Source organism: Kitasatospora sp. NPDC001660, from assembly GCF_053596725.1.
Genome location: NZ_JBSFGU010000001.1, coordinates 68,035 through 94,136, shown reverse-complemented (window position 1 = coordinate 94,136; position 26,102 = coordinate 68,035). Strand labels below are relative to the sequence as shown.

Sequence of the window (26,102 nt, the reverse complement as noted above, 5' to 3'; positions counted from 1 at the left end):
CGCTTTCCGGTTCCATCTATGCGATATGACATTTCACATGTGGGACAAGATTGGGCCGTCCTGACCCCTTCCGGGAGCTCCCGGCTGCTCATAACATCCGCTTATGGAGCTTGAGATACGGCACCTGCGGATGATCTGCGCCATCGCCGAAACCGGCAGCCTCACCCGGGCCGCCGCCTCGCTCCGGCTCACGCAGCCCGGCCTCAGCGCCCAACTGCGCCGGATCGAGAGCGTGCTGGGCGGCCCGCTGTTCGACCGCCGGCCCACCGGCGCCGTCCCGACCGCCTTCGGTGAGACCGTGCTCACCCGCGCCCGTGCCGTCCTCCCCACCGTCGACGAGCTACTGAGCACCTCCGCCCTGGCCGCCCGCGCTGGCAGCCCGACGCCCTGCTTCCGGCTCGGGTCCGTCAACGCCCCGCTGCTCGGTGGTCTGATCACGGCGTTGCGCACCCACCACCCCCAGGCGCGGATCGCCTCCCGCGCGCAGGGCTCCTCCGTTCCGCTGGTCGACGACCTCGCGCACGGGCGCCTCGACGCCGCCGTGGTCGGCGACTGCCCCGGCTACGAGCTGCCCGCACGCCCGGGTGTGGTCCTGCGGGCGGTCGTCACCGAGCCCGTGTTCGTCGCCCTGCCGGCCGGCCACCGCCTCGCCGCCGGGCCGGTGGTCCACTTGGACGAGTTGGAGGGCGAGGACTGGGTCGCACCGCGCCCGGACGACGACCGCGTCCGCGAGTACTGGTCCACCACCTTCCGGGCGACCGGCCACCGGATGCGCACCGTCCACGAGGCGGAAGGCCGACTGCTGCTCGAACTGGTCCGCAGCGGGCACGCGGTGAGTCTGTGCCAGGCCACGTTCGAGGAGGCCCCGGGCATCGCCGTCCGCCCCGTCGCCGGTGATCCGCTCTGGTACCGGCACCTGATCGCCTGGCACCAGGCGGGCCAACTGGCAGCCCTGGGCGCGGAGCTGGTCGAGCACGCCCGTGCGGCCCACCGGGCCGCGGCCGAACGCAGCCCGGCCTACCAACGGTGGCTGCGCACGGCCGGGGACCGGAGCGGGGCGGCAGCGGGCACGGGCTGACCGCGTTGCCGTCGGCCCGCCACTGCCGTCCGGCGGCGGGGCACGTTCCTGAGCCGCCTACGTTCCGGCTTCCACCCCCCGCCCGGCTACGTGATCTTCCTGTGCTTGCGCGCCGACCACGACCGGATTGCCGGCATGCGTGTCGCCGGCATCCGCGCAGCACTGCCGCTCCTGACCCCGGCCGGCCGCCGGGCCCTGTTCGCACCGGAGCTGTGCTCAGTCGGCGCGGCGATCCGGTTTCTGTGCGAACGTACGGCACATTGAGTGATGGCGCATTCGCGATAAGTCATTGCGAGGGTGGGGGCCGATCTCTCACCATGCGCAGGGAGGTGTGACAACTCCCATGCACTCCCAGCCCGTTCGTGTGCTATCGCGGTGCGCCGTGTCAGGTTCGTGAACAACACAACGAAGAGGCGGTAGCAGTCCCCATGACACAGGAAGCCAGGATCGACGTCGAACTGACGTGGAATCAGTCCGAGGAGGCCTCCTCGTCCGAGAAGGCGGCGGAGTTCGCGAAGCGCCTGCCGCAGGGCCCGTGGTTCGGAACCTCGATCGGTGTGGCGCGTGCCGGTGGCCGGAAGCCGAAGTACACCTTGCCGCTGCGGTCCGCCCGACCGTACCGACGGGAGGTGGCTCTTGGCGAGGCCGCGGTGTACCTGGCCGACGGCCATGACGAGCTGGAGCGGCCGTTCCTCTTCGCGGACGGCTTCAACTACGGCCCCAGTGACCTGCCGGGGCTGTTCGCCCACTTCAACGCGCCCTACCCGGGCAGCGAGGTCGGGTTCCTCGACCAGCTGCTCGCCACGGGCGTCGACGTCGTCCTGATCGGCTTCGAGCAGCGGCACACCTACATCCAGGCCAACGCCGGCGTGGTGATCAGCGCCATCCAGGAGGTCATCCGGCGGCGCCGCGGCAAGGCGGAGCTGATCGTCGGCGGGGTCAGTATGGGCGGCATCATCACCCGCTACGCGCTCGCCGAGATGGAGGACAAGGAGCAGGACCACCAGACCGGGACCTACCTCTCGTGGGACTCCCCGCACAACGGCGCCTGGATCCCGCTGGTGCTCCAGCAGATGGCCTACTTCTTCGAGTCGCTGCCGGCCGAGCCCGGCAAGGTGAAGGAGGCCGAGCTGATCAGAAGCCCCGCCGCGCAGCAGCTGCTGTACGCCTGGATCCCGGACGCGAAGTACGAAGGCCCCGTCGCCACCGCCAGTGAACTGCGCACGCAGTTCCTGGCCGAGCTGCGCGAGTTCGGCCAGTTCCCGCGGCGGCCGCGCAAGCTGGGCGTAGCCAACGGCACCGGCAACGGCACCGGCCGCGACCTGCCGCCCGGCGGCGAGGTGTTCAAGTACCAGGTACCGCTGGTCGTCTACGCCCAGGCCAACTTCCAGCCCGATGGCGGCGAGCGCAAGCCGATCGGTGAGATGCGGGCCGCCGGCCAGGTCCGGCGGGGCTTCACCTCGTACGTCCCCGGCCTCGACGGTGCGCCCGGCGGCACCCTCGACTCGTTCGGCAAGATCGCGGGGGCGCTCGGTGCCGGCATCCCGGAGACGTACAAGTTCAGTTGCTTCGTCCCCTCGGTCAGCGCGGTCGCGCTTGACTACGACCCGGCCGGGTGGGGTGTCGACCCGTACGAGAAGGTCGAGGGGGCGGACGAGAAGAGCGCGCTCGACGAGTTCAAGTGTGACAGCCGGAACACCGAGCACAGTCAGGTGACCAAGCCGCTGGTCGACTGGATCGTGGAGCGAATCGTCCGCTGACGCGAACGGCTCACGCGGGTGGCCGCCCCGAGCGCAGAGGCCCGGGGCGGCCTCGTCATACGGTGCCGCAGCCCGGACATCGCCGGCGTCCGCCGCCCCTGCCGGCTGGCTGCCGGGCTCACCGCCGGGGCGTCGGTCAGAGGGTGAACATCCTGGCGTACGGCGGGGTGATCCGCTCCTGTCGTGGGCCGAAGTCGACGAGGACTGCGGCGTCGGCTCCGTCCTCCACCTCGATGACGCGGCCGAGACCGTACTTGTCGTGGGTGACGCGGTCGCCCACGGCGAACCGCTTGGGCGGTGCGGCGGGCCGGGCTTTGAAGGGGCTGGTGGGCAGGGGGTGTCGGACTGCCGGTGAGTTTCTCATCCTGGTCAGTATGCTCCGAAAACCGGCGGAACGGGCCGTCCCGGAGGGTCCGAATCCGCCGCCGTGCGTCGGCCGGTTGGCTCATCCCCTCGTTCTGGCGCAAACTTTCTGCCGCGCTGGGGTGGGGCGTGGGCAACGCCAACTGCCCTACAAGGGATGATTGTTGCTGTCCCGGTTGGAGCGGGGAGGTCATGTCCGGCCGGGTGGGCCAGAAAATTCACGCGAAGTATTCGCCCGGGAGGGTCCGATCCTGCTACAGTCGAGTTAGTTGCAGTAGTGGTTCCCATGAACTTTGTGTGCGCCTGCTGATTTTTGCGGGCGCATTTTTGTTTTCCGGCTCTTTCCCGGCGGGTTCTCATCGCGGCGACTCGAAAGTCTGCATGGTGCAGACTTCGGACAGTCTCTCAAAGGGGATTTCTCATGGCTACTGGCACCGTGAAGTGGTTCAACTCGGAAAAGGGCTTCGGCTTCATCGAGCAGGACGGGGGCGGCGCCGACGTGTTCGCCCACTACTCGAACATCAGCGCCAGCGGTTTCCGCGAGCTGCTCGAGGGCCAGAAGGTCGAGTTCGACGTCACGCAGGGCCAGAAGGGCCCGCAGGCCGAGAACATCCGCCCGCTGTAGGTCTTCTGCCCGGGCTTTCGTCCGGAAGAGAGGGGCCCGTGCCGTGCGCAATGCGCGGTGCGGGCCCCTCTGTCGTACCGTCGGCACGCGTTCCGGGTGGGGCGGCTGGCGCGGAGGTTCGTCGGTCCGGACGGGCGGAGTGGGCGAACTCCCCGAACTCGCCGTACATCTGGGTGACGGTGGTGTCGACGACGGGCACGCCGGTGAGGTCGAACGTCCCGAGGAGGGCCCGGATGCCCGGGTCCATCGCCATGATCCCGAGTTCCTCTCGGATCGTGCCACGGCTCATCCTCGTGCCACGCGGCGCCGGTCGCGGTCCGGGCAGGGCCGTTCGGGTGGACCCGCCTTACGTCAGGAAGCCCCGGAGCAGCGCGGCCGTCGCGGCGAGGTGCTCCTCGGTGGCGCGGCGGGCGGCGTCGGCGTCGCCCGCCAGGATCGCCCGGACCATCGCGCGGTGCTGGTCGGCGGCGTGCTCGATGTTGCGGTCCAGCATCGGGATGGCGTTGAGGAGGTCGTTGAGGCGCATCCGGGCCTCGGCGATGCCCGCGGCCAGGGTGGGGGAGCCGGTGAGTTCGCCGATGGCCAGGTGGAAGCGCGAGTCCAGCTGCCGGTAACGCGCCGGCGGGGCGCCCTCCAGGTCGGTCAGCCGGCCCTCCAGGTGGGCCTGCTGGTCGGGGGAGAGGGCGCGCCGGGCGGCGGCTTCGGCGGCGCCGGTCTCCAGCACGTGGCGGTAGGTCAGCGCGTCCTCCAGTTCGCCGCCGAGGTCGCGGGCGGCCCGCCGCAGGTCGGCGACGTCCGGTGCGGGCAGCTGGTAGGTGACGAAGGAGCCGCCGTAGCGGCCGCGGCGGGACTCGACGCAGCCGGCCTGCTGGAGGGTCTGCAGCGCCTCGCGCAGGGTCTCGCGGCTGACGCCGAGCCGGGCGGCCAGCTCGCGCTCGGCCGGCAGCCGGTCGCCGAAGCCGAAGACGCCGAGCTTGATCGCCTGGAGCAGGCGCTCGACGGTCTCCTCGAAGGCGTTGCCGGTCCGGACCGGGCGGAAGATCGACCCGGCCTGCCAGTCCAGGCGCGCCCGCTCGCGTGCTTCGTCGACGTCCACGCCGGAATCGTACCCACGAGCGGGATCTTCGACTTGGTTCCCCCGTCTCTCTTGACGTGGCCCCGGGCCAGCCGGAACGATGCTGCTCACCCACCCAATGGTCTGATTCCAGACCATTGAAGAGCCGTCCGACCGTCGAACCCGCCGGAGCGGCCGCGCCACGCCGTCGTGGCCGCGCGCCACCCGGCACACCCTCAACCCCCAGGGGTGCCCATGACCGACGCACGCTCACCCGACCACCCTGCCCCGCCCGTGTTTCCGGAGAACACCCCCGCTGTTTCCGCCGACGAACAGCGGCTCCGCGAGCTCGGCTACACCCAGGAACTGGCCCGCTCGATGTCGGGCTTCTCCAACTTCGCCGTCTCCTTCTCGATCGTGTCGATCCTCTCCGGCTGCCTGACCCTGTACGGGACGGGGATGAACACCGGCGGCCCGGCCATGATCATCTGGGGTTGGCCGGTGGTCGGCCTGCTGACGCTCTGCGTCGGGCTGGCGATGGCCGAGATCTGTTCCAGCTACCCGACCGCCGGCGGGCTCTACTACTGGTCCGCCAAACTGGCCCGCAGCCGCGGCCCGGCCTGGAGCTGGTTCACCGGCTGGTTCAACTTCCTCGGCCAGGTCGCGGTGACCGCCGGCGTCGACTACGGCGCCGCCTTCTTCACCAACGCCTTCCTCACGCTCCAGTTCGGCGTCGAAGCGAGCCCCGCGCACACCGTGGAGATCTTCGCCGTCATCCTGCTGTTGCACGGCCTGCTCAACACCCGAGGGGTGCGCCTGGTCGCCGTCCTCAACAACGTGTCCGTCTGGTGGCACCTGGCCGGCGTCGCGGTCATCGTCGGCGCGCTCGCCCTGCTGCCGGAACGGCACGCCTCCGTGTCCTTCGTCTTCACCGAGTTCGTGAACAACACCGGTTTCCACAACCAGTTCTACGTCGCGATGCTCGGCCTGCTGATGGCCCAGTACACCCTCACCGGCTACGACGCCTCCGCGCACATGACCGAGGAGACCCACGACGCCGCCCGCTCCGGCCCGCGCGGCATCGTCAACGCCATCACCGTCTCGCTGGCGGCGGGCTGGGTCCTGCTGCTCGGCATCACCTTCGCGATCCGCGACTACGACGGCGCGCTCAACAGCGCCACCGACGTCCCGCCCGCGCAGATCTTCATCGACGCGATCGGCAACGGCGGAGCCGAGTTCCTGCTGCTCGTCGTCATCGGAGCCCAGTTCTTCTGCGGCATGGCCTCCGTCACCGCCAACTCCCGCATGATCTACGCCTTCTCCCGCGACGGCGCACTGCCCGGCTCCGCCCTCTGGCACCGCATCGACCCGCGCACCCAGACCCCCACCAACGCGGTCTGGCTGGCCACCGGCGGCGCGCTGCTGCTCGGCCTGCCCGCGCTGTGGAACAACACCGCCTACACCGCCGTGACCTCGATCTCCGTCATCGGCCTCTACATCTCCTACGTCATCCCGGTGTACCTGCGGCTGCGCCAGGGCCGGGAGTTCCCGCGCGGCCCCTGGCACCTGGGCCGCTGGAGCGGGCCGATCGGCGCGGTCGCGGTCGGCTGGACGGCCGTGATCACCGTCCTGTTCATGCTCCCCACCGTCAGCCCGATCACCGCCGAGAGCTTCAACTACACGCCCGTCGCGGTCGTCGTCGTGGTCGGCTTCGCCGGCCTGTGGTGGCTGGTCTCCGCCCGGCACTGGTTCACCGGGCCGGTCGTCCACGGCACGCCGCCCGAACCCGACGCACGCGAAACCGATCTGGAGGTCCGATGACCCGCCCCCGGCTCACCCTCGACGAGCTGCGCGCCCGCGTGGCCGACGGGTCCGTCGACACCGTCGTGCTCGCCATGACCGACATGCAGGGGCGCCTCCAGGGCAAACGCGTCGCCGCCGACTACTTCCTGACCGACGTCGTGCCGGGTGCCGCGGAGGGCTGCGGCTACCTGCTCGCCGTCGACGTCGACATGAACACCGTGGACGGCTACCAGATCTCCTCCTGGGAGGACGGCTACGGCGACCTGGTGCTGCGCCCGGACCTCGCCACCCTGCGGGCCGTGCCCTGGCACCCCGCCACGGTGATGGTCCAGTGCGACGTCACCCACCACGACGGCCGCCCCGTCGACGTCTCCCCGCGCCAGATCCTGCAACGCCAGATCGAGCGGCTGGCGGGCTACGGCTGGCAGGCCCACGCCGCCACCGAGCTGGAGTTCATCGTCTTCCGGGACAGCTACGAACAGGCCTGGGACAAGGACTACACCCGGCTCACTCCGGCCAACCAGTACAACGTCGACTACTCCGTCCTCGGCACCGGCCGGATCGAGCCGCTCCTGCGCCGGCTGCGCAACGGCATGGCCGGCGCAGGCCTCACCGTCGAGTCCGCCAAGGGCGAGTGCAACCTCGGCCAGCACGAGATCGCCTTCAAGTACGCCGACGCCCTCACCACCTGCGACAACCACGCGGTCTACAAGACCGGTGCCAAGGAGATCGCCGCCCAGGAGGGCTGCAGCCTCACGTTCATGGCGAAGTACGACGAACGCGAGGGCAACTCCTGCCACATCCACCTCAGCCTGCGCGACGAGCAGGGCGCCCCGGTGTTCGCCGGCGACCGGCCGCACGGCTTCTCCCGCACCATGGAACACTTCCTGGCCGGCCAGCTCGCCTGCCTGGCCGACTTCGCCCTGCTGCTCGCCCCCACCGTCAACTCCTACAAGCGGTACGTCCCCGGCAGCTTCGCGCCCACCGCCATCGCGTGGGGCCGCGACAACCGCACCTGCGCCCTGCGCGTGGTCGGCCACGGCCCGTCGCTGCGCTTCGAGAACCGCGTCCCCGGCGGCGACGTCAACCCGTACCTCGCGGTCGCCGCGCTGATCGCGGCGGGCCTGCACGGCGTCGAGCAACAGCTCGAACTCGAACCGGAGTTCACCGGCAACGCCTACGCCTCCGACGCGCCCCGGGTGCCCGCCACCCTGCGCGACGCGGTCGACGCCTTCGAACGCAGCGCCGTCGCCGACGAAGCCTTCGGCAAGGACGTCGTCCGCCACTACACCCACGCCGGCCGGACCGAACTCGCCGCCTACGAACGGGCGGTGACCGACTGGGAGCGGCGCCGCGGATTCGAGCGGCTGTGACCGGCACCGACGTGACCGACGTGACCGACGACCGCCGTAGGCCCCTGATCGGCATCACCAGCTACCAGGACGAGGCCGCCTGGTCCGTCTGGCACCAGCGAGCCTCGCTCGTGCCGCAGACGTACGTCGACGCCGTCGTCCGCGCGGGCGGCACCCCGGTGCTGCTGCCGCCGCAACCGGGCGGGACCGCCACGGTGCTCGACGCGCTGGACGGGCTCGTCCTCGCCGGCGGGCCCGACATCGACCCGGCCCGGTACGCGGCGACCGCCGACCCGCGCACCGGAGCGCCGCACCACGCCCGCGACGACTGGGAGAGCGGCCTCCTGCACGGCGCCCTCGCCCGCGACCTGCCGCTGCTCGGCGTCTGCCGCGGCATGCAGCTGCTCAACGTCGAGCTCGGCGGTACCCTCCTCCAGCACCTGCCCGACGGGAGCCACCAGATCGTCCCCGCCCGCTTCGTGCGCCACCGGGTCGGCCTGGCGGACGGCAGCCGGCTCGCCGCCGCCCTCGGTTCCTCGGCCGAGGTCTCCTGCTACCACCACCAGGCCGTCGACCGGGTCGGCACCGGGCTGCGGGCCACCGCCCGGAGCGCGGACGGGACCATCGAGGCACTCGAACTGCCCGGGCGCCGCTTCGCGTTGGGCGTCCAGTGGCACCCGGAGACCGACCCCGACGACCAGCGTCTCTTCCACGCCTTCATCACCGCCAGCTCCATGCCCGCCAGCCAGAGGGAGACCGCCCGATGACCCAACCGGACCTCTTCGAGGTCGTCAACCCCGCCACCGAGGAGGTGATCACCACCCTCGAACTAGCCGGCCTCGCCGAGACCGACGCCGCCGTGGCCCGCGCCAAGGCCGCCTTCGACACCTGGCGCCGGGTCGCCCCCGCCGACCGGGCCCGGCTGCTGCGCGCCTTCGCCGCCGCCGTCGACGCCGACCGCGAGCACCTCGCCGCACTGGAGGTCGCCAACGCCGGCCACACCATCGGCAACGCCCGCTGGGAGGCCGGCAACGCGCGCGACGTCATCGAGTACTACGCCGCCGCCCCCGAGCGGCTGTTCGGCCGCCAGATCCCGGTGGCCGGCGGCATCGACGTCACCTTCCAGGAGCCGATCGGCGTGGTCGGCGTCATCGTGCCGTGGAACTTCCCGATGCCGATCGCCGCCTGGGCCCTGGCCCCGGCCCTCGCCGCAGGCAACACCGTCATCGTCAAACCGGCCGAACTCACCCCGCTCACCGCCCTGCGGCTGGGCGAACTCGCCCTCCAGGCCGGGATCCCGGAAGGCGTGCTGCAGATCCTGCCCGGCCGCGGCCCGGTGGTCGGACAGCGCTTCGTCACCCACCCCGACGTGCGCAAGGTGGTGTTCACCGGCTCGACCGGGGTCGGCAAGGAGGTCATGGCGGGCTGCGCCGCCCAGGTCAAACCCGTCACCCTCGAACTCGGCGGCAAGAGCGCCAACATCGTCTTCGCCGACGCGGACCTCGCCAAGGCCGCCGCCACCGCGCCCTACGCGGTCTTCGACAACGCCGGCCAGGACTGCTGCGCCCGCTCCCGGATCCTGGTCGAGGCGTCCGTGTTCGACGACTTCCTGGCGCTCCTGGAACCCGCCGTCCGGGGTGTCCGGGTGGGCGACCCGGCCGATGAGAAGACCGAGATGGGCCCGCTCATCTCCGCCGCCCACCGGACGCGGGTCTCCTCCTACGTCCCGGACGAGTCGGCCGTCGCCTTCCGCGGCACCGCCCCCGGGGGGCCCGGCTTCTGGTACCCGCCGACCGTGCTCGCACCCGTGCGGCACGACGACCGCGCCTTCACCGAGGAGATCTTCGGCCCGGTCGTCGCCGTCGTCCCGTTCCGCGACGAGCAGGACGCCCTGCGCATCGCGAACGCCACCGAGTACGGCCTGTCCGGCTCCATCTGGACCAGGGACCTCGGCCGCGCGCTGCGCGTCTCCCGCGGCGTCGAGGCCGGCAACCTGTCCGTCAACTCGCACTCCTCGGTGCGCTACTCGACCCCCTTCGGCGGCTTCAAGCAGTCCGGTCTCGGCCGCGAGCTCGGCCCGGACGCCCTCGACGCCTTCACCCAGACCAAGAACGTCTTCATCTCCACGGAGGAGTGATCAGCATGACCCAGCGACTCGACGGCCGGGTGGCCGTCATCACCGGCGCGGGCAGCGGCATCGGCCTGGCCACCGCCCGCCGGTTCGCCGCCGAGGGGGCCAGGGTGGTCTGCGTCGACCTCGACGCCGAGACCGGAGCCAAGGCCGCGAACGAGGTCGACGGCCTGTTCGTCCAGGCCGACGTCACCGACGAGGACGCGGTGCGCGACCTCTTCCAGCGGGCCGTCGACGAGTACGGCCGGCTCGACATCGCCTTCAACAACGCGGGCATCTCCCCGCCGGACGACGACTCCATCCTCACCACCGGCCTGGACGCCTGGAAGCGCGTCCAGGAGGTCAACCTCACCAGCGTCTACCTGTGCTGCAAGTACGCGATCCCGCACATGCAGCGGCAGGGCAAGGGCTCGATCATCAACACCGCCTCGTTCGTCGCCGTGATGGGCGCGGCCACGTCGCAGATCTCCTACAGCGCCTCCAAGGGCGGCGTGCTGGCGATGTCCCGCGAGCTGGGCGTGCAGTTCGCCCGCGAGGGCATCCGGGTCAACGCGCTCTGCCCCGGTCCGGTGAACACCCCGCTGCTGCAGGAGCTGTTCGCCAAGGACCCGGAGCGGGCCGCCCGCCGCCTGGTCCACATCCCGCTCGGCCGCTTCGCCGAACCCGAGGAGATCGCCGCCGCGGTGGCCTTCCTCGCCTCCGACGACTCGTCCTTCATGACCGCCAACACCTTCCTCGTCGACGGCGGCATCTCCGGCGCGTACGTGACGCCGCAGTAGTTCCCGCGAGGCCGCCGCCGGCTCGTCCGCCCCCATGACAGGGGCGGGCGGGCCGTCTCAGCATGGGGGAACGGCGATGCCCTCCGGCTGCGCGAGCAGCCGGAGGACCGCGGCGCCCCCGGCTGGTCGGACGACCCGCCGGCGGCGCCGGGCTGATCCCCTGGCTCAGGCCCGCACGGCGGCGCCCGCCCAGGCGCGATTGCCGAGGAGGGTCTTGATGTCCGAGGCGAGGCCGTTGTCGGGGTTCACCAGGAAGCCGAGCTCGTAGAGGGTGTTCTTGTCCCAGTTGGTGGTCAGCAGGCGGACGGGGACGTCGCCGGGGTGGGCCTGGAGGGCGAGTTTGAGTTCGGCGACCACCTGGGGGGTGAGCCGGGAGGCCGGGACGGTGATCTGCACGGGCGGCTTGGTGCCGAGTTCGGCGGAGGAGACGTCGAGCGTGGTGATGTCCTGGCCGAAGATGCTGAGCGATCCGTCGCGTTCGTTGAGGCGGCCGCGGACCGAGACCACGTTGTCCTCGATCATCTGCTCGGCCATGAGGTTGTAGGTCGCGGGGAAGAACAGGACTTCGACCGAGCCGTCGCGGTCGGCGACGGTGATGATCGCCCAGGCGTTGCCCGCCTTGTTGATGCGCCGGTCCACGGCGGTGATCAGGCCGGAGAGGCGGACCTCGCCCTCGGAGCGGCCGGAGCCGAGGAGTTCGACGATCGAGGTGTCGCGGTTCTGGGAGAGGATGTGCTCGGCGCCGTCGAGCGGGTGGCTGGAGACGTACAGGCCCAGCATCTCGCGTTCCAGGGCGAGGAGTTGGCGGCGGGGCCACTCCTGGTCGGTGAGCTGGAAGTCCAGCCCGATGCCCGGGCCGGCGCCGTCGCCGGCGTCCAGTGCGCCGAACAGGTCGTCCTGGCCGATGGCCTGCTGCTTCTTCACGCCGGTGACGGCGTCGATCGCGCTCTCGTGCACGGTGCTGAGCGAGAGCCGGGTGTGCCCGAGCGAGTCGAAGGCGCCCGCCTTGACCAGGGAGTCGACGGTGCGCTTGTTGCAGACCACCAGCTCGACCTTGTCCAGGAAGTCGGGGAAGGAGGTGTACTTGCCGTTCTCCTCGCGGGTGCGCACCAGGGAGTCGATCACGGGCACGCCGACGTTGCGGACGGCCTTGAGGCCGAAGCGGACGTCGCTGCCGACGGCGGTGAAGTCGACCACCGACTCGTTGACGTCGGGGGAGAGGATCTTGATGCCCATCTGCCGGCACTCGGCCAGGTAGACCGCCATCTTGTCCTTGTCGTCGGCGACCGAGGTGAGCAGCGCGGCCATGTACTCGGCGGGGTAGTTGGCCTTCAGGTAGGCGGTCTGGTACGAGACCAGGCCGTACGCGGCGGAGTGCGACTTGTTGAACGCGTAGCCGGCGAACGGGACGAGGACGTCCCAGACGGCCTTGATGGCCTCGTCGGAGTAGCCGCGCTCGCGGCAGCCGGCCTGGAAGGGGATGAACTCCTTCTCCAGGACTTCCTTCTTCTTCTTGCCCATGGCGCGGCGCAGCAGGTCGGCCTGGCCGAGCGAGTAGCCGGCGAGCACCTGGGCGGCGCGCTGGACCTGCTCCTGGTAGACGATCAGGCCGTAGGTGGGGCCGAGGACGTCGGCGAGCGGGGCCTCCAGCTCGGGGTGGATCGGGATGATCTCCTGCTGGGCGTTCTTGCGCAGCGCGTAGTTGGTGTGCGAGTTCATGCCCATCGGGCCGGGCCGGTAGAGCGCGGAGACGGCGGAGATGTCGGCGAACTCGGTGGGCTTCATCAGCCGCAGGAGGGCGCGCATGGGCCCGCCGTCGAGCTGGAAGACGCCGAGGGTGTCGCCGCGGGCGAGCAGCTGGTAGGTGGTGGGGTCGTCGAGCGGGACGTCCTCGATGGAGACGTCGACGCCCCGGTTGGCCTTGATGATCTTGATGCAGTGGTCGATGATGCCCAGGTTCCGCAGACCCAGGAAGTCCATCTTGATCAGGCCCATGGCTTCGCACGACGGGTAGTCGAAGCCGGTGATGATCACGCCGTCCTTGTCCCGCATGTGCAGCGGGATCAGGTCGAGCAGCGGGGTCGAGGACAGGATGACGGCGGCGGCGTGCACGCCGGTGCCGCGGATGAGGCCCTCGATGCCCCGGCCGGTGTCGATGATCTTCCGGACGTCCGGCTCGTTCTCGTACAGCGCCCGGATCTCGGTGCCCTCGTTGTAGCGGGGGTGCTTCTCGTCGAACAGGTCGGCCAGCGGCACGCCCTTGCCCATGACGTCCGGGGGCATCGCCTTGGTGATCCGGTCGCCCATGGAGAACGGGTAGCCGAGGATGCGGTTGGCGTCCTTCACGGCGGCCTTGGCCTTGATGGTGCCGAAGGTGTTGACCTGGGCCGTGTAGGCGGCGCCGTACTTCTCGGTCACGTAGCGGACCATCTGGTCGCGCTGGCGGTCGTCGAAGTCGATGTCGACGTCCGGGGGGTTGATGCGCTCGGGGTTGAGGAAGCGCTCGAAGAGGAGGTCGTGCTCCAGCGGGTCCAGCTGGGTGATCCCGGTCAGGTAGGCGACCATCGAGCCGGCCGCCGAACCGCGGCCGGGGCCGACCGGGATGCCGTTGTCGCGCCCGTACTGGCAGATGTCGGCGACCACGAGGAAGTAGGCGTCGAACCCCATCGGGGTGATCACGCCCATCTCCAGCTCGATCCGGTCGAGCACCTCCTGGCTCGGGCTGTCCCCGTAACGGGCCTTCAGACCGATGTCGATCTTCTTGCGCAGGTACGAGGCCTGGGTCTCGCCCTCGGGCACGTCGAACTGGGGCATCCGGTCGACGTAGGTGAACACCTCGTCGTAGGACTCGACGCGTTCGGCGATCGCGAGGGTGTTGTCGCAGGCCTCGGGCAGCTCGCGGAAGAGCTCGCGCATCTCGGCGGAGGTCTTCACGTAGTAGCCGGTGCCCTGGAACTTGAACCGGTTCGGGTCGTCCTTGTTCTTGCCCACGCCGACGCACAGCAGGCTGTCGTGGGCGTCGGCCTGGTCGGCGGTCACGTAGTGCGAGTCGTTGGTCGCCAGCAGCGGGATGTCCAGCTGCTTGGCCAGCCGCAGCAGGTCGGAGCGGACCTCGCGCTCGATGTCCAGGCCGTGGTCCATCAGCTCCAGGAAGTAGTTCTCCTTGCCGAAGATGTCCTGGTAGGCGCCGGCCGCCTTGACCGCCTCGTCGTACTGGCCGAGGCGCAGCCGGGTCTGCACCTCGCCGGAGGGGCAGCCGGTGGTGGCGATGATGCCGTCCGCGTTGGCGGCGATCAGCTCGCGGTCCATGCGGGGCTTCATGTAGTAGCCCTCCATCGACGCGAGCGAGGAGAGCCGGAAGAGGTTCCGCAGGCCGGTCGCGTTCCGCGCCCACATCGTCATGTGGGTGTAGCGGCCGCCGCCGGAGACGTCCTTGCCGCCCTCGCCGTCGGCGCCGGACGGGCGCTGGCCGCCGGGGGACCAGAACACCTGCTTCTTCAGGAAGCGCGAGGCCGGCGCGACGTACGCCTCGATGCCGATGATCGGCTTCACGGCCGTCTTCGCGGCGGCGTGGAAGAACTCGTACGCGCCGAACATGTTGCCGTGGTCGCTCATCGCGATGGCGGGCATGCCCTGTCTCTCCGCCTCGGCGAACAGCTTGCCGTTCTTCGCCGCCCCGTCCAGCATCGAGTACTCGGTGTGGACGTGCAGGTGCGCGAAGCTGTCGGACACGGCGCTGTGCTCCTCGGAGGGATCTCGGGGATCGCGGGGATCGCGGGGGGAAGGAGCGGCCCAGGCTAGCGGGTCGGCGCGGACGACGCGCCGCAAGGGGCTTTCGCGGCGGAGACTTTGACGGATCCTTCCCGCGGCCTTGACAAGGCGTTGATCCGCCGAGTTGTGCTGCGCGGTGACGACTGCCCCCGGACGTGTCGGTTGAGCGGATCCGGTCTGCGGTCGCCGCCGTCAGGGCCGTTTGATGACCGAGGCGCGGCCGGTCAGTCGCCGGGGCGCGGCGGCACGGCGTCGATCTCGGCCCAGACCGTCTTGCCTTCGGCGTGCGGCTGGGCGCCCCAGCGCGTCGCGGCGTTCTGGACGATGAAGAGGCCGTGCCCGCCGGGCAGGCCCGGGCGGTGGGGGCGGCGCGGTTCGGGCAGGACGGTCGAGCGGTCGGTGACCTCGATGCGCAGGCGGGTCTCGGAGGCGTCGAGGACGAGGTCCACCGGGCCGCCGGCGTGCAGCATGGCGTTGGCGACCAGCTCGGCGACGAGGAGCGCGATGTCGTCCCCGCCGGAGGGGCCCGTCGGCCACGACCAGTCGGCTACGGCCTGCGCGGCGTACGCCCGGGCGCGGGCGACGGGCTTCGGCTGCCCGGCCAGGTGCAGGTGCCGGCGCTGTCCGCCGGGCGGCAGCGTGGGGCCGGTGCCCGGCCGGTCGTCGTCCAGGGTTGCCCGGCTGGTCGTCATGTGCGGGTTCCCCTTCGGCGTCGCGGTCCGTTTCGTCTGTTGAGGCTGTCGAGGCTGCTGAGTCTGCTACGTCTGTCTCGTCGTGCTTCGTCTGCTCGGCTTCCCGGCCGCTTCCGGATCATGCGCGCCGTCGGCCGGAATCGACCGCGCCGGGCGCCGTCCGGGTTCGGGCCGCCGGTCGCAGCGGTGCGGCGAGCGCCGCGTCCACGGACGGGTGGAGCGAGAACACGCTGTCGGCACAGGTCAGTTCGAGCAGCCGCAGCACGGTGGCGGACGGCGCCGCGAGGCGGAACTCGATGTCCGCCGCGATGGCTGCCATCCGGGTCCGCAGCAGCAGGTTCAGGCCGGAGGAGTCACAGAAGTCGACGAGCCCGAGGTCGACGACGAGCAGCGGCGGGCGCTGCCGCACCAGGTCGTCGAACGCGTTCCTGGCGGGCTCCAGGGTCTCGATGTCGAGGTCGCCCGCCAGCGCGCAGACGGCCGCCCGGGCGTCGGTGTGCCGGGTGTCCACGACCAGGTCGGGCCGGGGGGTGGCGCTCGGCTGGAAGGGGTCGGGGAATGCGGTGGTCGGCACGGTCGCGGGCTCGTTCTCTGCGGGCATCGTCGTGTTTCCCCTCCACGGGTGTGCTCCATGAGCGTACGCACGCCACCCGGGCACGGCCAAGGCCGTGGGTGGCGTGCGCGGCGACGCGGGAGTGCGGGGGGCCGGCTCAGGGGGCGGTGAGGTTCGCGTGGAGTTTCTTCAGCAGGCGGTTGAGGAGTCGGGAGACGTGCATCTGGGACAGTCCGAGGCGGGCGCCGATCTGGGACTGGGTGAGGTCCTCGCCGAAGCGCATGGCCAGGAGGAGCCGGTCGCGCTCCGGCAGGGCGGTGATGAGGGGCTTGAGGACGATCAGGTCCTCGACGGTGCCGAACCGCGGGTCCTCCTCGCCGAGGCGCTGGGCGAGCGGGTTCGGCTCCTCCTGGCCCTCGGTGGCGGGGGCGTCCAGGGAGCCCGCGGTGTGGCCGTTGGCGGCGGCGAGACCCTCGGTCACCTCCTCCTCCGACAGGCCGAGGTGTTCGGCGATCTCGGGCACCGTCGGCGCGCGGCCCAGGCGCTGGAACAGCTCGTCGCGGGACTTCGCGAGGGTGATGCGCAGCTCCTGCAGCCGCCGCGGCACGTGCACGGCCCAGGTGGCGTCGCGGAAGTGGCGGCGGATCTCGCCGAGGATGGTCGGCAGGGCGAAGGTGGTGAACTCCGCGCCGTGGTCGGGGTCGAAGCGGTCGATCGCCTTGATCAGGCCGACCGAGCCGACCTGTATCAGGTCCTCGACGGGCTCCCGGCGGTTGCCCACGCGGCGGATCGCGAACCGGACCAGCGACAGGTTGAGCTCGATCAGCGTGGCACGCACGTACGAGTACTCGCGGGTGCCCTCCTCCAGCGTCGAAAGCCTGACCAGCAGCACCCGGGTCAGCTCGCGAGCATCGGCGGGCGCGACGTGGCGGGGGTCCTCGATGCCGTCGAGCTCGGGGATGCCGTCGGGCCCGGGGGCGATGGCGCACAGGTTTCCGGGCGCGCCGACCGGCGGGGCCTCGTCCGGAGCCGGGCCTGTCGCGCGGTGGAGGAGTTCGTCACTGGTCGTGGCCATGTCGGTCCTTTCCCCTCGGCGTACGGTCCGTCCCCGGGTACCCGTCGAGGCCGGGTCCATGCCGGTTGCCGTCGTGAGGGTTGTGTGAACGGCCGGGTGGGCGGCGGATAGGGCGTCATGGCGGGCGATTCGTGGACGGACCGTAGTGGAGGCGCCGCACCGTGCATGCCGGGCGGGGATCGGGGCACCCGGGCACCCGTGGGCCGCCACCCGGGCGGCGTCGGGGGGCAGGTACGGAGGCCGAGGAGGAGAAGCGCATGGGACGGATCGAGGAGTCGGTCGAGATAGCGGCGCCGCGCGGCGAGGTCTACGGGCGCTGGGTGCGGTGCGAGGACTTCCCGCGGTTCATGCGCGGCGTGGTGAGCGTCGACGTGTCCGGCCCCGGGAACAGCAGCTGGGTGGTCGTGACGGCAGGCGGCCGCCGGGAGTTCGAGGCCGTGACCACGGAGGTCGTGGAGGGCGAGCGGGTGGCCTGGGACGGCGGGACCGGCCCGGTGCGCCACAGCGGCGTCGTCACCTTCCACAAGGTGGACGACCGGACCACCCGCGTCATGCTCCAGCTGGAGATCGAGCCGCGCGGGCTCTGGGAGCACCTCGTCGAGGCGCTCGGCTTCGTCGACCGCCGCGTCATCGACGACCTGAACGACTTCAAGCACCACGTCGAGCGCAGCAGCAGCGGCCCAGCGCCGTGCGCCTGAACGCCGGACGTCCCGGGCGGTCCTCCGATCGGGTGGCATGAACCGCGGCATCCGGGGCAGCCGACCGGGCACGACCAGCCGGGCCCGTACGACGCGGGCCCGGCCCGCGAGGAGAGGAGCGGAGGCAGTCATGAACCAGCGCCGTGACACCCGGGAGTTCTGACCCTGCGGCAGGAAGGCCGTACTGCCGGACGCGCCGGACAACCGGACACCACACACGGACGGGCCGGGACAGCCTGCGGTCGTCCCGTCCCGACGAACCCGGGAAAGGGGAACCGCCCCATGGAACGTCTTGCCACCCGGATCACCATGCGACTCATGACCGGCGACGAACGCAGCCGGCTCCTGGAAGTCGGCTGGTCCTACCGGTCCGACGAACCGCACGCGATAGCCCTGGACTTCGCGTCCTACCAGCCCGACGCGGTGTGGACGCTCTCGCGCGACCTGCTCGTCGCCGGCCTCCACGTGCCCGTGGGGGAGGGCGACGTCCACGTCGCACCGTTCGCCGACGCCTACGTCCTGATCGCGCTCGCCGGCGACGAGGGCGTCGCCCTGCTCGCCGCCTCCGCCGACGCGGTCGCCCGGTTCCTGGCCGCCGCCGCCCGCATCGTCCCGCCCGGGCTCGAACACACCCGGATCGACTGGGACCAAGGCCTGAGGGGCCTGCTGGACGCGTGACCGCACCGAAGCGACCGATTCGACCGGCTCAACCGGCTCAACCGATTCGACCGATTCGACCGAGAGGAGAGGAGCCCATGACCCTCACCCCCGCCGGGCCCGGCCTTCCGCCACCGCCGCCGCTCCCGCCGGAGCCCCCGGCCCCGCCGGATCCGACCAGGCCGCCCGGCCCGCCCCTGGTGCCCGACCCCCCACCGCCGCCCGGCTCGCCCGAGCCCCCGCCGGATCCGCTCCCGGAGCCGGATCCCCTCCGGCCCGTGCCCGAACCGGCCGCGCCGCAGCCGGGCCGCCCCGGACCGCCCGAGCCGCCCGACTGAACCGCCTGAACCGCCGCCGTGGAAAGGAGACCGGCACATGTGGTGGAGCCTGCTCCGCCTCGCCGTCGTCGGTGTCGCGGCCGCTCTCGTCACCTACGGCCTCGACCGGGTGGCGCAGGTGGTGGCGCGGCGGCTGGCGGTCCCCGGGGGCGCCGTCGGTGTGCCGGTCCTGGTGCGCCGGTGCCGCCGGCCGGTCCTGGCGCTGGCGGCGTGCCTCGTGCTCGCCGCCGCGCAGCCGTGGATCGCCGCACCGCCCGCCGTCCGCGAGGGGCTGCGGCACCTGACCGTGATCCTCGCGATCGCCTCCGGCGGATGGCTGTGCGGCCGCCTGGTCGTGCTCGTCACGGAGGGCGCCCTCAGGATCGCCGTCCACCGGCGGGACCCGGTGTGGGCCGGGCGCGCCCGGACCCAGGCCGGCCTGCTCGGCCGGATCTGCCAGGCGATCGTCGCCGTCGCCACGCTGGGCGCCGTCCTGATGACCTTCCCGGAGGTCCGCGGCGTCGGCACGAGCCTGCTGGCCTCCGCCGGGCTGGTCGGCGTGGTGGCGGGCGTGGCGGCGCAGAGCACGCTCGCCAACGTCTTCGCCGGGGTGCAGATGGCCTTCGGTGACCTGGCCCGCATCGGGGACGTGGTGGTGGTGGCCGGTGAATGGGGGAAGGTCGAGGAAATCACGCTGACGGCCGTGGTCATCGAAACCTGGGACCAGCGGAGGCTGGTGATGCCGATGTCCTACTTCGTCGGCCGCCCGTTCGAGAACTGGTCCCGCCGCTCCAGTCGGATCACCGGTACGGCGCTGCTCCACCTCGACCACCACGCCCCGGTGGGGCTGTTGCGGCAGGAGTTCGACGACTTCCTGGCCAAGAGCGACCTGTGGGACGGTCAGGGCAGCGCCCTGCAGGTGGTCGACACCACCCCCACCACGATCGTCGTCCGCGCGCTGGCCACGGCGGCCAACGCCGACGACGCGTTCGCACTCCGCTGCGCGCTGCGCGAGCACCTCATCGGCTACCTGCGGGACGAACACCCGTACGCCCTGCCCCGCATACCCGTGGGGGACGCGGCCGTGCGGCGCCCGGACACCCGGGAGCCCGCCGACACCCCTCGCCCGGCCCGGGGCCCCCACACCACGTGACCGCCGTTGGTGTGGGCCCCAAACCGGATGGAAGGTCAGGAACCCGCCGGTGCGTCCTCGATGTCCGGGATCGGTCGGGGCTGACGCAGGCGAAGCCGTAGCCGTAATCGGACGACGCAGCCGGCGGCCGAGCGACAGTGCGCGTGAGCGGCGGAGGCGGGCTGGAGGTGGACGAGGAGAGCCTGGGCGACCAGCAGGGCCGGGACCACCCGGCGGGCCGGTGAGCGCAGTGTGAGGACGGACGTCCGGCCCATCGTTGGGGCGGCGGCCGAGGGCGCCGGACCGGCTGGTCGCGAACCACCCCGACGGGAACGGCAACGACGGTTCGGCCATCACCGTCCGTCAGTTGCTCAACCACACCGCGGGCATCTACGACCCCACCACCGAGCCCGAGTTCTTCGCCCCCTACCTGGAGCGCCACGACCGGGGCTACGTCTACACCCCGCGCGAGGTGATCACCCGTGCCGTCCAGCACAAGCCGCTGTTCGCGCCCGGATCCGGCTGGTCGTACTCCAACACCAACTACCTGGTCGCCGGTCTGGTCATCGAGGCGGTCACGCCCCACAGCGCGTCCGCCGAGATCCACCGGCGGATCCTCGCCCCGATCGGCCTCGACGACACCTCCTTCCCGCTGACCGATCCGGCCATCCACGGCCCTCACCTGCACGGTTACGACTTCAAGCGCCAGGACGTGACCCGCTTCAGCCCGTCGTACGGCTGGACCGCCGGCGCCATGATCTCCACCGTCAACGACCTGGCCCACTTCCACCGGGCCCTGTTCACCGGCAAGCTGCTGCGCCCCGCGCAACAGCGCGAACTCCTCGCCACGGTGAACTTCCCCCACGCACCGGCGTACGGGCTCGGCGTGCAGCGCATGGACGTGTCGTGCGGCCCGGAGCCGCAGGCCAGGACGATCGGTGCCTGGGAGACCGACGGCGGCGGGCCCGGCTTCACCAGCGTCGCGCTCACCACCACCGACGGTGAGCGGCAGCTGGTCCTCGTCGGCAACGTCTACGACCTCGGCGCCGACCTGAAGGGCGAGGCACCCGTTCCGCCGAGCAAGGGGATGATGCAGGCGCAGGCGGCAGCCCTGTGCGGCTGACGCGACGCGTCACGCGTGGGCTCGCTGCGAGCTCCTGTCGGTGGTGCGTCAACGGGACGATCAGAACACAGGGTTGGCAGGGCGACGGGAGGAGGTGGGCCGGACGAGGGCGAATCGGGGGCGTCGCAGGCTGTTACAAGGTGGTGACTTTTCGCGCACAACCGATTCGCGCGGTGCAGCGTCCGTGTACATGACAGGGCCCGGATCGCACCGGACACCGCGGTCGGGCCGGCAACCACCTCCCCTCGAAAGAGGTGCACCCGTGATCGTCTCCAAGCGGAACTCCCTGCGCCTGGCCGCCGTGACCGCCGTCAGCGTGCTCTCCATCGGCCTGGCGGGCACCGCCATCGCCGCCGCCCCGTCCGCCTCGACCGCCGGGCCCGTCGCCGCCACGGCTGCCGCGTCCGGCTCGTCCGCCGCGGCCGCCACCCAGGCCGGCATCAACGCCAAGCTGTCGGTGTCGTCCGTCCGTGCCTGGGAGCTGTTCCGGGTCAACGGCACGACCACCGGCCTCAAGCCGGGGACCAAGGTGACCCTGCAGCAGAAGCAGCACGGCAAGTGGGTCACCCTGCCGGCGTCCGTGAACACGAACCGCAACGGCGCCTACTCGCTCGGCGTGAAGCTCGGCATCAAGGGCCTCAACGAGCTGCGCATCGTCAGCGGGAACACCGCGTCGCCGGTGTTCGCCGTGTCCGTGCGCTGACCTGTGGCCACGGTCCTGGCCGTCAACTGCCGGGGTGGCAGTTGATGCCCGACTGAGGCGACACCCGAAGTGAAGCGGCCGGCCCCACGCTCGTCGAGGTGGGGGCCGGCCGTCGGCCTGCGGGCCCGACTCCGGTGAACCGGGGCGGTGCGATCAGCGGAACGCGGCGACGTTGCGGGCGGCCCAGTCGGCGAACGGGCGCGGCGCGCGGCCGAGGACCCGCTGGACGTCCGGGCTGATCCGCAGTTCGGCCGGGTTCGGGGAGCCGAGGATGTCCAGGGTGTCGTCGGCGAGTTCCACCGGCATGGCCCGGGCCATCGCGAACCTGGCCTCGTCACGCGTGAGTTCGGAGAACCGGACGGGCGAGCCCAGCGCGGCGGCGATGGCCTCCGTCTGCCGGCGGGGCGTGATCGGCTCCGGGCCGGTCAACTCGTACACGCCGCCGGTGTGACGGTCTTCCAGCAGGCAGGCCGCCGCGACCTCGGCGATGTCGGCCGGGTCGACGATCGGCAGGCCGACGTCGCCGAAGGGGGCGGCGACGAGCTGTTGTGCGCGGATGGACTCGGCCCACCAGAGGGCGTTCGAGGCGAATCCGCCAGGCCGGAGGATCGCCCACTCCGGGCCGGACTCCCGCAGTGCGTCCTCCACGGCGCGCATCGCGATCCGCGTCGGGCCGAACGGCCTGGTCGCCACGCCCTGCGAGGACAGCAGGACGATGCGCCGGACCCCGCGAGCCGCGGCCCGGCCGATGATCTCGGCCGGGCCGGCCCCGGCGGCGTGCATGTCGCCGGACAGCAGGAGGAACAGCGCCTTCGCTCCCGCCAGCACGGGTACGAGGCCGGCGGGCTCGGTGAGGTCGGCCGCGACGTGGCGAACGCCGTCCGGTACCGGCGCCGCGTGCCGTGACACCGCCGTCACCTGGTGGCCCGCCGCAGCGAGCGCCCGCACCAGCGGCCGGCCGACGTTTCCGGTAGCCCCGGTCACCACGATCATGATCAGCTCCTTGCTCGATTCCCTGATGTGGCCTTCACGTTAGGAGCCGGGCTAATCTTTCGTAAGGACATACCTTGAGGTAAGCTCATGACATGGTGGGAGGGGTGCAGTTCGGACAGGCCGAGGCGGGGAAGCGGTATGAGGTGTTTCACACCGACTGCCCTGCGCGAGACGTGGTCGACCATGTGACCAGCAGGTGGGGCGTCTGGGTGCTGATCTCCTTGCGGAGCAACGCTCTCCGCTTCTACGAGCTGCGCGAGAGCATCCACGGGATCAGCGAGAAGATGCTCGCCCAGACCCTGCGCGTCCTGGTCCGGGACGGTCTGCTCCGGCGAGAGGTCGAGCCGACGTCACCGCCTCAAGTCACCTACGCACTGACGGAGTTCGGCCAGGAGGTCAGCGAGCCGCTGGCGGACCTGTTCGACCGGATCACACGCCGGCTGCCGCCGCGCGACGCCGTATAGCCGGATAGCGGGGGTCGGCCATCGGCCTGCGGACCGGAAGTCGGTGAACGGCCCGATCCGGTCAGGCGAAGGCCGTCTCCGCGAAGCCGGGCCCTCCACGAGCGTGGTGGGTGAGGACGAGCCGCTGCGAGTGCAGGGGTGCCTGCCGCAGGTACTGGTGGGATCCCGTCGCCCGGAACTTGAGGTCGCCTCTGCCCGTGGCGAATCTGCGGCGGGCAGAGAAAGCGCATCCGAGGGTCTCCGGCGGTCAAGAGTGGAGTCGACGGCATTCCCGCTTCTTCGAGGAGACCTGATGACTCCACTCGGCACCCTTCCGCCCCGCGCGGAGGAGGGAGACACCCGGCCCAGCCGGTTCGACGACCACCTCGCGGCGCAGCTTCTCGCCCAGCGGATCGTCCTGCTGGGCACGCAGGTCGACGACGTGTCGGCCAACCGGGTGTGCGCGCAGCTGCTGCTGCTCTCGGCGGAGGACCCGCGCACCGACATCTGCCTGTACATCAACAGCCCGGGCGGGTCGGTCACCGCGGGGCTCGCCATCTTCGACACCATGCGGCTCATCCCGAACGACGTCTCGACGCTGGCGATGGGGTTCGCCGCCAGCATGGGGCAGTTCCTGCTCACCGTAGGCGCGCCCGGCAAGCGGTTCGCGCTGCCGAACGCGCGGATCATGATGCACCAGCCGTCGGCGGGCATCGGCGGCTCCACCGCGGACATCGAGATCCAGGCGGAGAACCTCCTGTTCACCAAGAAGGCCATCGAGCGGATCACCGCCGAGCACACCGGGCAGAGCGAGGAGACGATCGCGCGCGACGGCGACCGGGACCGCTGGTTCACGGCCGAACAGGCCAGGGAGTACGGGATCGTGGACCGGGTCGTGGAGTCGCTCGCCGACATCCGCCCCTCCTCGTCGCGGCGACGGATGGGGCTGTGACATGGGGTCGTACACGGTTCCCTACGTGATCGAGCGCACCGCGCAGGGCGAGCGGTCCTACGACGTCTTCAGCCGGCTGCTGAACGAGCGGATCATCTTCCTCGGCACCGAGATCGACGACGGCGTCGCCAACGTGGTCATCGCGCAACTCCTGCACCTGGAGTCGGAGAACCCGGAGCGGGAGATCTCGATCTATCTCAACTCGCCCGGCGGATCGTTCACTTCACTGATGGCGATCTACGACACGATGACGTTCGTGCAGGCGCCGATCTCGACGTTCTGCGTCGGCCAGGCGGCGTCGACGGCGGCGGTGCTGCTGGCCGGCGGAGATCCCGGGCGGCGCTTCGTGCTCCAGCACGCGCGGGTGCTGCTCGGCCAGCCGGCCAGCGGCGGCCGGCAGGGGACGGTCTCCGACCTCAGCCTCGCGGCCAAGGAGATGGTCCGCATCCGCTCACAGGTGGAGGAGGTCCTGTCCCGGCACACGCACCACGACGTGGGGACGCTGCGCGCGGACATGGACCGGGACAAGGTGCTCACCGCGGAGGAGGCCGTCGCGTACGGGATCGCCGACGAGGTGCTGAGCCGACGGATCGCGTTCGCCTGAGCCGCGGGGCCCCGAGCGGCCCGGTCGGTGGCCGGTACTACAGGGGTGTACCGGCCGCCGGTTCGGTCAGGCGACGAGGCAGAGTCCGTCGTACCGTGCGGTGGGCGACGTACGGCCGCGGCCGACCGAGCTCCGGCCCGTCCGGCTCCGGGTGTGCCGGGCCAGGTCGTCCTGGGCGAGCGAGAGCAGGTCGGCGAGGCCGAGCCCGAGGGCCCGGGCGGCGGCCGCGAGCACCTCGGAGGAGGCCTCCTTGCGTCCGCGCTCCAGCTCCGACAGGTACGGCATCGAGATCCGGGCCGCCTCGGCGACGTCCTTCAGCGTGCGCTCCTGGGCGAGCCGCTCGCGCCGCAGCACGTCGCCGACGAGGTCGCGCCACAGCGGTTCCTTCGGCGCGGACGGCTGCGGGGCACTGGACGCCCCACCGGAACCGGCCGGGGAGGTCTGCGGGCGCAGGGGGATGACGCGGGCTTCGTTCGGCGCATGAGTGCTCACCCCTCCAGCCTAAGGATCCGGGGCGCCGGGGGAAGGGAGTGACGTTCTGCCCTGGGTGAAGCCGAGCGGCGGCCGGGAGCCGCGGGCCGGTGAACCCGCTCCGGATCGAGTACGGCTGCTCAGGCGGCCGGTGGCGGTGCTCCGCGGGGATGGCGGCACCGGCCCGCCGTCGAAGGCCGCGAAGGAACGTCCATGCTCAGCCGGATCGCCGGCACGCTGCTTCCCGTCCTCGGCTGTCTGTCCGTCACCTCCGAACCGGCGGGTTCGGTCACCCCCGGCAGCATCGCCGTGGCCAACCACGGCTCCCGCGCGGCCGGTCGGATCGTCCTGTCACGGCTGCCGGATGGCGTGCTCGTCCGCCGCCTGAGGGGGCTGGTCTTCAGGAGGTGGATGACGATGCTATTTTGAACGCGTTCAAGCATCTTGAACGCGTTCAAAGCATCCTTGGGGGTGGATGATGACCGGATCGTTGGCCTCGCGCTACGCCGAGCCCCGGCCTTGGGGGCTCGCCGCGTGGGCCGGTGCCTCGTGGCTGATCTACGCGGTCGCGTACGTGACAGGTGAGGCAGGCGCCGACGGCGAGACCCTCGTCAGATGGTGTCTGGCCGGCTTCAGCACCTTGATTCCCCTGGCGGTGCCCGGGCGTTGGGGCTTCCGCGTGGCCTGCCTTGTCGTCGGCTGGCTGCAGTTCGGCATCGAGATCATGCTCTCCCTAGGGTTCCTGCTGATCCCGCTGCCGATCTTCGTGGCCGTCTTCCCGTCCGGTGTCGTGCTGCTGCTCGCAGGTCGGAGGAATGGCGGCCCGATCGGCAAAGTGATCGGTGTCCTGTTGAGTCTGGTCCCCCTCGTGCTCTTTCTGTTCGTCTGGGGAGGCAAGTGACCGACCCCGCTTCGGACCCGTCTAGCCGGGTGCGGGCGTGGGCAGGCTCGGACATGTCTGCACACGTTGCAC

Annotated in this window: 27 protein-coding genes; 19 read left to right on the top strand and 8 right to left on the bottom strand. The window is 71.3% G+C overall.

Annotation, left to right across the window (positions count from 1 at the left end; all coding sequences use genetic code 11):
• Positions 1-103 precede the first annotated feature (103 nt).
• The 3 genes from ACWCXH_RS00430 (at position 104) to ACWCXH_RS00420 (ending at position 2,838) form a co-directional block, all read left to right on the top strand.
• Entirely contained in the window at positions 104-1,078 is a 975-nt protein-coding gene (locus ACWCXH_RS00430; RefSeq protein ID WP_449799070.1) for a LysR substrate-binding domain-containing protein, read from the top strand.
• A 105-nt stretch (positions 1,079-1,183) separates the two neighbouring features.
• Entirely contained in the window at positions 1,184-1,342 is a 159-nt protein-coding gene (locus tag ACWCXH_RS00425; protein ID WP_449799069.1) for a hypothetical protein, read from the top strand.
• A 164-nt stretch (positions 1,343-1,506) separates the two neighbouring features.
• The gene (locus ACWCXH_RS00420) at positions 1,507-2,838 is read left to right on the top strand and encodes a hypothetical protein (RefSeq protein ID WP_449799068.1); all 1,332 of its coding nucleotides are present in this window, start codon (positions 1,507-1,509) and stop codon (positions 2,836-2,838) included.
• Positions 2,839-2,974: 136 nt separating this feature from the next.
• Here the strand turns inward: ACWCXH_RS00420 and ACWCXH_RS00415 are convergent, their stop codons facing one another.
• Positions 2,975-3,202 (bottom strand): hypothetical protein, encoded by a 228-nt coding sequence (locus ACWCXH_RS00415; protein WP_449799067.1) that lies wholly within the window; start codon positions 3,200-3,202, stop codon positions 2,975-2,977.
• A gap of 420 nt (positions 3,203-3,622) precedes the next feature.
• Here ACWCXH_RS00415 and ACWCXH_RS00410 point away from each other — a divergent pair, with 420 nt between their 5' ends.
• Positions 3,623-3,826, top strand: a complete 204-nt coding sequence (locus tag ACWCXH_RS00410) for a cold-shock protein (protein ID WP_449799066.1) — start codon at positions 3,623-3,625, stop codon at positions 3,824-3,826.
• Between the two features lie 346 nt (positions 3,827-4,172).
• Here ACWCXH_RS00410 and ACWCXH_RS00405 read toward each other — a convergent pair whose 3' ends face one another.
• Positions 4,173-4,922 (bottom strand): FadR/GntR family transcriptional regulator, encoded by a 750-nt coding sequence (locus ACWCXH_RS00405; RefSeq protein ID WP_449799065.1) that lies wholly within the window; start codon positions 4,920-4,922, stop codon positions 4,173-4,175.
• 213 nt (positions 4,923-5,135) lie between these two features.
• Between ACWCXH_RS00405 and ACWCXH_RS00400 the strand changes: the two genes are divergently transcribed.
• The 5 genes from ACWCXH_RS00400 to ACWCXH_RS00380 are packed head-to-tail and all read left to right on the top strand — an operon-like array spanning position 5,136 to position 10,945.
• Positions 5,136-6,701 (top strand): amino acid permease, encoded by a 1,566-nt coding sequence (locus tag ACWCXH_RS00400; protein WP_449799064.1) that lies wholly within the window; start codon positions 5,136-5,138, stop codon positions 6,699-6,701.
• On the top strand, positions 6,698-8,056 hold the full coding sequence (locus ACWCXH_RS00395) for a glutamine synthetase family protein (RefSeq protein ID WP_449799063.1): 1,359 nt from the start codon (positions 6,698-6,700) through the stop codon (positions 8,054-8,056). The genes ACWCXH_RS00400 and ACWCXH_RS00395 overlap by 4 nt, the downstream gene beginning before the upstream one ends.
• Entirely contained in the window at positions 8,053-8,802 is a 750-nt protein-coding gene (locus tag ACWCXH_RS00390) for a gamma-glutamyl-gamma-aminobutyrate hydrolase family protein (protein ID WP_449799062.1), read from the top strand. The genes ACWCXH_RS00395 and ACWCXH_RS00390 overlap by 4 nt, the downstream gene beginning before the upstream one ends.
• Positions 8,799-10,172 carry an aldehyde dehydrogenase family protein gene (locus ACWCXH_RS00385; protein WP_449799061.1) on the top strand — a complete coding sequence of 458 codons (1,374 nt, stop codon included), beginning with the start codon at positions 8,799-8,801 and terminating at the stop codon, positions 10,170-10,172. The genes ACWCXH_RS00390 and ACWCXH_RS00385 overlap by 4 nt, the downstream gene beginning before the upstream one ends.
• Before the next feature lie 5 nt (positions 10,173-10,177).
• A complete protein-coding gene (locus ACWCXH_RS00380; protein WP_449799060.1) occupies positions 10,178-10,945 on the top strand; it encodes a 3-oxoacyl-ACP reductase in 768 nt (255 codons plus the stop codon).
• 165 nt (positions 10,946-11,110) lie between these two features.
• On the opposite strand, the gene dnaE is transcribed toward ACWCXH_RS00380, so the two are convergent.
• From dnaE to ACWCXH_RS00360, 4 genes are all read right to left on the bottom strand, one after another.
• On the bottom strand, positions 11,111-14,677 hold the full coding sequence (gene dnaE / locus ACWCXH_RS00375; protein WP_449799059.1) for a DNA polymerase III subunit alpha: 3,567 nt from the start codon (positions 14,675-14,677) through the stop codon (positions 11,111-11,113).
• A gap of 263 nt (positions 14,678-14,940) precedes the next feature.
• A complete protein-coding gene (locus tag ACWCXH_RS00370) occupies positions 14,941-15,408 on the bottom strand; it encodes an ATP-binding protein (RefSeq protein WP_449799058.1) in 468 nt (155 codons plus the stop codon).
• A gap of 118 nt (positions 15,409-15,526) precedes the next feature.
• On the bottom strand, positions 15,527-16,009 hold the full coding sequence (locus tag ACWCXH_RS00365; protein ID WP_449799057.1) for an STAS domain-containing protein: 483 nt from the start codon (positions 16,007-16,009) through the stop codon (positions 15,527-15,529).
• Between the two features lie 109 nt (positions 16,010-16,118).
• The gene (locus ACWCXH_RS00360; protein ID WP_449799056.1) at positions 16,119-17,036 is read right to left on the bottom strand and encodes a SigB/SigF/SigG family RNA polymerase sigma factor; all 918 of its coding nucleotides are present in this window, start codon (positions 17,034-17,036) and stop codon (positions 16,119-16,121) included.
• A 257-nt stretch (positions 17,037-17,293) separates the two neighbouring features.
• On the opposite strand from ACWCXH_RS00360, the gene ACWCXH_RS00355 reads away from it, so the two are divergent.
• The 5 genes from ACWCXH_RS00355 (at position 17,294) to ACWCXH_RS00335 (ending at position 21,666) form a co-directional block, all read left to right on the top strand.
• Complete coding sequence (locus ACWCXH_RS00355; RefSeq protein ID WP_449799055.1) at positions 17,294-17,734, top strand: SRPBCC family protein; 441 nt, start codon at positions 17,294-17,296, stop codon at positions 17,732-17,734.
• A gap of 282 nt (positions 17,735-18,016) precedes the next feature.
• Positions 18,017-18,412 carry an SsgA family sporulation/cell division regulator gene (locus ACWCXH_RS00350; RefSeq protein WP_449799054.1) on the top strand — a complete coding sequence of 132 codons (396 nt, stop codon included), beginning with the start codon at positions 18,017-18,019 and terminating at the stop codon, positions 18,410-18,412.
• A 354-nt stretch (positions 18,413-18,766) separates the two neighbouring features.
• On the top strand, positions 18,767-19,861 hold the full coding sequence (locus tag ACWCXH_RS00345; RefSeq protein ID WP_449799053.1) for a mechanosensitive ion channel family protein: 1,095 nt from the start codon (positions 18,767-18,769) through the stop codon (positions 19,859-19,861).
• 256 nt (positions 19,862-20,117) lie between these two features.
• Positions 20,118-20,963 carry a serine hydrolase domain-containing protein gene (locus tag ACWCXH_RS00340; RefSeq protein ID WP_449799052.1) on the top strand — a complete coding sequence of 282 codons (846 nt, stop codon included), beginning with the start codon at positions 20,118-20,120 and terminating at the stop codon, positions 20,961-20,963.
• A gap of 262 nt (positions 20,964-21,225) precedes the next feature.
• Positions 21,226-21,666 (top strand): hypothetical protein, encoded by a 441-nt coding sequence (locus ACWCXH_RS00335; protein ID WP_449799051.1) that lies wholly within the window; start codon positions 21,226-21,228, stop codon positions 21,664-21,666.
• Between the two features lie 153 nt (positions 21,667-21,819).
• Here the strand turns inward: ACWCXH_RS00335 and ACWCXH_RS00330 are convergent, their stop codons facing one another.
• Positions 21,820-22,659 (bottom strand): SDR family oxidoreductase, encoded by an 840-nt coding sequence (locus ACWCXH_RS00330; RefSeq protein ID WP_449799050.1) that lies wholly within the window; start codon positions 22,657-22,659, stop codon positions 21,820-21,822.
• A 92-nt stretch (positions 22,660-22,751) separates the two neighbouring features.
• Between ACWCXH_RS00330 and ACWCXH_RS00325 the strand changes: the two genes are divergently transcribed.
• The 3 genes from ACWCXH_RS00325 (at position 22,752) to ACWCXH_RS00315 (ending at position 24,658) form a co-directional block, all read left to right on the top strand.
• Complete coding sequence (locus ACWCXH_RS00325; protein WP_449799049.1) at positions 22,752-23,123, top strand: winged helix-turn-helix transcriptional regulator; 372 nt, start codon at positions 22,752-22,754, stop codon at positions 23,121-23,123.
• Positions 23,124-23,415: 292 nt separating this feature from the next.
• Positions 23,416-24,054 carry an ATP-dependent Clp protease proteolytic subunit gene (locus tag ACWCXH_RS00320; RefSeq protein ID WP_449799048.1) on the top strand — a complete coding sequence of 213 codons (639 nt, stop codon included), beginning with the start codon at positions 23,416-23,418 and terminating at the stop codon, positions 24,052-24,054.
• Between the two features lies 1 nt (position 24,055).
• Positions 24,056-24,658, top strand: a complete 603-nt coding sequence (locus ACWCXH_RS00315; RefSeq protein WP_449799047.1) for a ClpP family protease — start codon at positions 24,056-24,058, stop codon at positions 24,656-24,658.
• Between the two features lie 66 nt (positions 24,659-24,724).
• Here the strand turns inward: ACWCXH_RS00315 and ACWCXH_RS00310 are convergent, their stop codons facing one another.
• Positions 24,725-25,150: a helix-turn-helix domain-containing protein gene (locus ACWCXH_RS00310; RefSeq protein WP_449799046.1), complete on the bottom strand. Its 426-nt coding sequence runs from the start codon at positions 25,148-25,150 to the stop codon at positions 24,725-24,727.
• 192 nt (positions 25,151-25,342) lie between these two features.
• Here ACWCXH_RS00310 and ACWCXH_RS00305 point away from each other — a divergent pair, with 192 nt between their 5' ends.
• Together ACWCXH_RS00305 and ACWCXH_RS00300 are read left to right on the top strand one after the other, a co-directional pair.
• The gene (locus ACWCXH_RS00305) at positions 25,343-25,558 is read left to right on the top strand and encodes a hypothetical protein (protein WP_449799045.1); all 216 of its coding nucleotides are present in this window, start codon (positions 25,343-25,345) and stop codon (positions 25,556-25,558) included.
• Positions 25,559-25,604: 46 nt separating this feature from the next.
• The gene (locus ACWCXH_RS00300) at positions 25,605-26,030 is read left to right on the top strand and encodes a hypothetical protein (protein WP_449799044.1); all 426 of its coding nucleotides are present in this window, start codon (positions 25,605-25,607) and stop codon (positions 26,028-26,030) included.
• Positions 26,031-26,102: the final 72 nt, after the last annotated feature.

What these genes read in the sequence shown, in the direction of transcription:
- ACWCXH_RS00305 (WP_449799045.1), top strand. Translation starts at nt 25,343, where the DNA reads ATGCTCAGCCGGATCGCCGGCACGCTGCTTCCCGTCCTCGGCTGTCTG.
- ACWCXH_RS00330 (WP_449799050.1), bottom strand. Translation starts at nt 22,659, where the DNA reads ATGATCGTGGTGACCGGGGCTACCGGAAACGTCGGCCGGCCGCTGGTG.
- ACWCXH_RS00320 (WP_449799048.1), top strand. Translation starts at nt 23,416, where the DNA reads ATGACTCCACTCGGCACCCTTCCGCCCCGCGCGGAGGAGGGAGACACC.
- ACWCXH_RS00360 (WP_449799056.1), bottom strand. Translation starts at nt 17,036, where the DNA reads ATGGCCACGACCAGTGACGAACTCCTCCACCGCGCGACAGGCCCGGCT.
- ACWCXH_RS00415 (WP_449799067.1), bottom strand. Translation starts at nt 3,202, where the DNA reads ATGAGAAACTCACCGGCAGTCCGACACCCCCTGCCCACCAGCCCCTTC.
- ACWCXH_RS00420 (WP_449799068.1), top strand. Translation starts at nt 1,507, where the DNA reads ATGACACAGGAAGCCAGGATCGACGTCGAACTGACGTGGAATCAGTCC.
- ACWCXH_RS00365 (WP_449799057.1), bottom strand. Translation starts at nt 16,009, where the DNA reads ATGCCCGCAGAGAACGAGCCCGCGACCGTGCCGACCACCGCATTCCCC.
- ACWCXH_RS00315 (WP_449799047.1), top strand. Translation starts at nt 24,056, where the DNA reads ATGGGGTCGTACACGGTTCCCTACGTGATCGAGCGCACCGCGCAGGGC.
- ACWCXH_RS00350 (WP_449799054.1), top strand. Translation starts at nt 18,017, where the DNA reads ATGGAACGTCTTGCCACCCGGATCACCATGCGACTCATGACCGGCGAC.
- ACWCXH_RS00430 (WP_449799070.1), top strand. Translation starts at nt 104, where the DNA reads ATGGAGCTTGAGATACGGCACCTGCGGATGATCTGCGCCATCGCCGAA.
- ACWCXH_RS00400 (WP_449799064.1), top strand. Translation starts at nt 5,136, where the DNA reads ATGACCGACGCACGCTCACCCGACCACCCTGCCCCGCCCGTGTTTCCG.
- ACWCXH_RS00410 (WP_449799066.1), top strand. Translation starts at nt 3,623, where the DNA reads ATGGCTACTGGCACCGTGAAGTGGTTCAACTCGGAAAAGGGCTTCGGC.
- ACWCXH_RS00300 (WP_449799044.1), top strand. Translation starts at nt 25,605, where the DNA reads ATGATGACCGGATCGTTGGCCTCGCGCTACGCCGAGCCCCGGCCTTGG.
- ACWCXH_RS00385 (WP_449799061.1), top strand. Translation starts at nt 8,799, where the DNA reads ATGACCCAACCGGACCTCTTCGAGGTCGTCAACCCCGCCACCGAGGAG.
- ACWCXH_RS00380 (WP_449799060.1), top strand. Translation starts at nt 10,178, where the DNA reads ATGACCCAGCGACTCGACGGCCGGGTGGCCGTCATCACCGGCGCGGGC.
- ACWCXH_RS00355 (WP_449799055.1), top strand. Translation starts at nt 17,294, where the DNA reads ATGGGACGGATCGAGGAGTCGGTCGAGATAGCGGCGCCGCGCGGCGAG.
- ACWCXH_RS00395 (WP_449799063.1), top strand. Translation starts at nt 6,698, where the DNA reads ATGACCCGCCCCCGGCTCACCCTCGACGAGCTGCGCGCCCGCGTGGCC.
- ACWCXH_RS00325 (WP_449799049.1), top strand. Translation starts at nt 22,752, where the DNA reads ATGGTGGGAGGGGTGCAGTTCGGACAGGCCGAGGCGGGGAAGCGGTAT.
- ACWCXH_RS00370 (WP_449799058.1), bottom strand. Translation starts at nt 15,408, where the DNA reads ATGACGACCAGCCGGGCAACCCTGGACGACGACCGGCCGGGCACCGGC.
- ACWCXH_RS00345 (WP_449799053.1), top strand. Translation starts at nt 18,767, where the DNA reads ATGTGGTGGAGCCTGCTCCGCCTCGCCGTCGTCGGTGTCGCGGCCGCT.